Raw genomic sequence first — 4,387 nt, forward strand, 5'->3', positions numbered from 1 at the left:
GTCCCAGGGTTGTGAAGCTAAAACCACAGAAATACCCAAGAAAATGCCAGTCAATTTCTTAACTGACTGGCATTACTCTCACAAGAGGGCTTTTTTATACCTTAGTCACAACTGATCTATTTCTCGGACAGCTCCGCATTTTTTTCGGTTAAATTATTGCTCAGTTTTATTTTGAACAGAGAACAGCATGTCACAAGAAGATTATAAAAATGGTTTACAAGTACGTACTGAAGTGATGGGGGAAGCTTTTGTCAAACGTGCACAAGACAATACCGTACCGTTCACTCAACCTTTACAGGACTGGATCAATGAACATGCCTGGGGCTCAACCTGGCAGCGTGAAGGCGTATTGCCGCGTAAATATCGCTCGCTCATTACTCTAGCAATGCTGACGGCTCTAAAAGCACCAACCGAAATTAAAGGTCATGTACGTGGTGCACTGAACAATGGCTGCACAGTGGAAGAAATTCAGGAAACCTTGCTGCATAGCTTGCCGTACTGTGGCGCCCCTGCTGCACAAGAAGCCTTTCGCGCAGCCCTAGAAGTCATCACTGAATATCAACAGTCCAAGCAAGATTAAACATCTTGCTCTGCCTGGATTTGATTTTGATCTTGCAGCTAGACTTTAGAATACAAACCAGAAAACGCTAAAGTCTAGATGGAGATATTTACATTAACTTATTACCGGCGTCTGAATCTTGGCATGACGGTCATCAATCACAATGGCTTGTCGACAGATCCCATCTGCTCGACGTTGTTGCTCAAATACTTGGGCAGACATCGGTTCAAAATTATCAAAGAAACAAATTTCCTGATCATCAATCGAATAAACTAGGGATTGATTCCCCACGCCGTCCAGCGTGTCATAGTAGACAATCACCATTTTGCCACGCTTGATTTCATTCTGAATATCGGCATAACTTAAAGCAGCCTGAATCGGAATGCGCAAGGCTTTTGCTTCGGTATAACTCTGCCGTTCGGTTTTATCGATATTGGGATCAGGATCGGTATGAAAAGCCACCTCAAACCCGATTTTCTTTAATGCCACGGCTAGGGCTATGGTAAAAGTGCCCTGTTGATAATCATGGCGGCATAGCTTAATCAGCTCGCTCATTGCGATTTGTACCCCATGGTGCTGTAACACCATCCATACCGCAAACACTCCACAGTTAGCTTCGAGATTCAGCAATGAATCAGGCATCGTCATGGCCATAGCTTTAAGTCCAGAATTTGAGTGAATCGTTTATGATACTATTTTATCAACAGAAATCAGCGGATTCTCTTGAATTGACTGATCCTGCCTCATTTTTCAATCTTTCTGAAAATATTTGAGTCTGAATCACTTCACTGGCTTTGTCTTACTGCTGTGTAGCTCTCTTCAACGCTTAAAACATTTACCTTAAAATCACCTTGCCATCTCATCCATTCCCATACAATACAGATAGAATTAAACTGATCTCATCTATTGATTCAGCAAAAATTAGCAATAAAAAAGCCGGTGCAAATGCACCGGCTTTTTTGATTTCATCGATATTTAAACCGATTACATCTTACACTGCAGCAGAAGCAAGCACTGTGTTAAACGTTGCGCTTGGGCGCATCACAGCATTCACTTTTGCTTGATCAACAGCATAGTAACCACCGATATCAGCAGGTTGACCTTGAACTTGTGCAAGCTCAGCAACAATTTTCTCTTCATTTTCAGCTAAAGCTTGAGCAAGAGGAGCAAATTTCGCTTTCAACTCAGCATCTTCATCCTGTGCAGCAAGCTCTTGAGCCCAATACATTGCTAGATAGAAGTGACTGCCACGGTTGTCGAGCTCACCCGTACGGCGTGAAGGTGATTTGTCGTTGTCGAGCAATTTGCTAGTCGCTTGATCTAGGGTCTTCGCAAGTAATTTTGCATGAGTATTATTTTCTTTAATGCCCATTTCTTCTAAAGAAGCAGCAAGTGCCAAGAACTCGCCTAAAGAATCCCAACGCAGGTGGTTTTCTTCAACAAGTTGCTGTACGTGTTTCGGTGCTGAACCACCTGCACCTGTTTCATACATACCACCGCCCGCCATTAACGGAACGATAGAAAGCATCTTAGCAGAAGTACCTAGCTCCATAATCGGGAACAAGTCAGTGAGGTAGTCACGTAGAATGTTACCTGTTACAGAAATGGTATCAAGACCACGTGCGACACGTTCAAGCGTATAACGCATTGCACGCACTTGTGACATGATGTGGATCTCAAGACCAGTCGTATCGTGGTCTTTCAGATATTTCTGAACTTTTTTGATCAACTCATTTTCATGTGGACGGTATGGGTCAAGCCAGAAGATCGCTGGCATGCCAGAATTACGTGCACGAGTCACAGCAAGTTTTACCCAGTCGCGGATCGGTGCATCTTTCACCTGACACATACGCCAGATATCACCTTGCTCAACGTTTTGCGACATCAACACTTCACCTGTTTCAAGATCGGTGATGTTGGCAATACCTGCTTCAGGAATTTCAAATGTCTTGTCGTGTGAACCGTATTCTTCTGCTTTTTGCGCCATCAAACCAACGTTCGGCACAGTACCCATGGTACGAGGGTCGAAGTTACCATTCCACTTACAGAAATTGATCATTTCTTGGTAAATACGTGCGAAAGTCGATTCCGGCATGACTGCTTTACAGTCGTACTGTTTACCATCAGCACCCCACATTTTACCGCCAGAACGAATCATGGCAGGCATAGAAGCATCTACGATGATATCGTTAGGTGAGTGGAAGTTGGTGATGCCTTTTGCTGAATCCACCATTGCAAGTGCAGGACGGTGTTCTTGGCAAGCGTGCAAGTCACGGATGATTTCGTCACGTTGTGATTCAGGCAAGCTCTCGATCTTTTCGTAAAGATTAGCCATACCGTTATTGACGTTAATGCCTAATTCGTCGAACAGTTTACCGTGCTTTTCAAATGCATCTTTGTAGTAAATTTTCACACAGTGCCCGAATACAATCGGGTGAGAAACCTTCATCATGGTCGCTTTTACGTGTAGCGAGAACAAAATACCTGCTTCGCGGCAATCTTCTAACTCTTTCTCATAGAAGTCGCAAAGGGCTTTTTTGCTCATGAACATTGAATCAATGATCTCACCATCCTGAAGCGCAACTTTTGGCTTAAGAACGATAGTTTCACCACTGTTAGTGATCAATTCCATCTTCACGTTACGCGCACGGTCAAGTGTCATTGATTTTTCGCCGTGGTAGAAGTCACCTTCTTGCATATGCGAAACGTGAGTTTGTGACCATTGCTTCCACTCGCTCATTGAATGCGGGTGTTTTTTAGCATAGTTCTTCACTGCGGCAGGTGCACGACGGTCAGAGTTACCTTCACGCAATACTGGGTTTACCGCTGAACCTAGGCATTTACCATAACGTACTTTAAGTGCCTTTTCTTCTTCAGTTGTTGGGTTTTCCGGATAGTCAGGAAGCGCATAACCCTTGGATTGCAATTCTTTGATGCAGGCCGTCAACTGGCCAACAGACGCACTGATGTTAGGGAGCTTGATGATATTTGTGTCCGGGTCCTGTGTAAGACGGCCCAGCTCTGCAAGATTGTCAGTAACCTTCTGCTCATCTGTCAGGTAATCAGAGAATTCTGCGAGCACACGTGCGGCTACAGAGATATCACTTTTGGTGATCTCGATGCCGGCTGGCTTAGTAAAGGTTTCAATAATCGGCAGTAGCGAATAAGTCGCCAACAATGGCGCCTCATCAGTCAGTGTGTAAATGATATTTGACTTTCCACCAGCCATATGTGTAGCCCCTTGTGTTAAATTGAGTTTTGGCGAACCAGACTTTTGGCCCAGCTCTACGAACTGATTTGCTTAAATAAAACCTCGAAAGTATCGGCTCTCAAGGCATTTCAGTCAATAACAAATCTTGTGATACCAACATTTCAAAAAAAAATACCAACCTTATCCGATCATTTTTAGTACTGAAATTCGTGTCTAAAGCTCAAGTTTTTCCGAAATGATCGACAACATCAGTCACATCTGCCATCGCTATTCATCTCTGTTTAGCAGTTATCAAATTGATAGAAGGCTATACAACAAAGGCAGTACAAGCACCCCGGAATCCTCAACAAAGCGCAGGCTATAGAACCTGGTCATTGCTTACTCAAAAACCACGCACAGAAAAATTCTCTTCAGCTTGATCACGCTCAAAATGAAGTATCTCTGATGGAATTAAATCCGTCTTGGCTACGAAATCATGAGGGATGCTATGCACCATAAATTTTACGTACTAAATATTTCATATCCCCTACACGCTCCCTCTGTAATAGCCCCCAATTAAAACGGACACTTCTCAATTAAGACCTAGTCATAGCACTAGGGTTAAGGAGTGTTCTATG

3 protein-coding genes are annotated in these 4,387 nt (G+C 43.5%); 1 reads left to right on the forward strand and 2 read right to left on the reverse strand.

Annotated elements, in window-relative coordinates; all coding sequences use genetic code 11:
- Positions 1 to 187: 187 nt before the first annotated feature.
- Positions 188 to 580, forward strand: coding sequence for a carboxymuconolactone decarboxylase family protein (locus tag PAE54_RS12215; RefSeq protein WP_326519635.1), 393 nt, complete (start codon positions 188 to 190; stop codon positions 578 to 580).
- 93 nt (positions 581 to 673) lie between these two features.
- Here the strand turns inward: PAE54_RS12215 and PAE54_RS12220 are convergent, their stop codons facing one another.
- Both PAE54_RS12220 and PAE54_RS12225 read right to left on the reverse strand, forming a co-directional pair.
- Positions 674 to 1,213, reverse strand: a complete 540-nt coding sequence (locus PAE54_RS12220; protein WP_273777084.1) for a cysteine peptidase family C39 domain-containing protein — start codon at positions 1,211 to 1,213, stop codon at positions 674 to 676.
- Between the two features lie 337 nt (positions 1,214 to 1,550).
- The gene (locus PAE54_RS12225) at positions 1,551 to 3,788 is read right to left on the reverse strand and encodes an NADP-dependent isocitrate dehydrogenase (RefSeq protein WP_326519636.1); all 2,238 of its coding nucleotides are present in this window, start codon (positions 3,786 to 3,788) and stop codon (positions 1,551 to 1,553) included.
- Between the last annotated feature and the right edge of the window lie 599 nt (positions 3,789 to 4,387).

Origin of the sequence: Acinetobacter minutum (genome assembly GCF_035916735.1) — a bacterium.
Lineage (GTDB): Bacteria > Pseudomonadota > Gammaproteobacteria > Pseudomonadales > Moraxellaceae > Acinetobacter.

Bases quoted from the DNA above. Each gene is read 5' to 3' on its own strand.
- PAE54_RS12225 (WP_326519636.1), bottom strand. From the start codon at position 3,788: ATGGCTGGTGGAAAGTCAAATATCATTTACACACTGACTGATGAGGCG.
- PAE54_RS12220 (WP_273777084.1), bottom strand. From the start codon at position 1,213: ATGGCCATGACGATGCCTGATTCATTGCTGAATCTCGAAGCTAACTGT.
- PAE54_RS12215 (WP_326519635.1), top strand. From the start codon at position 188: ATGTCACAAGAAGATTATAAAAATGGTTTACAAGTACGTACTGAAGTG.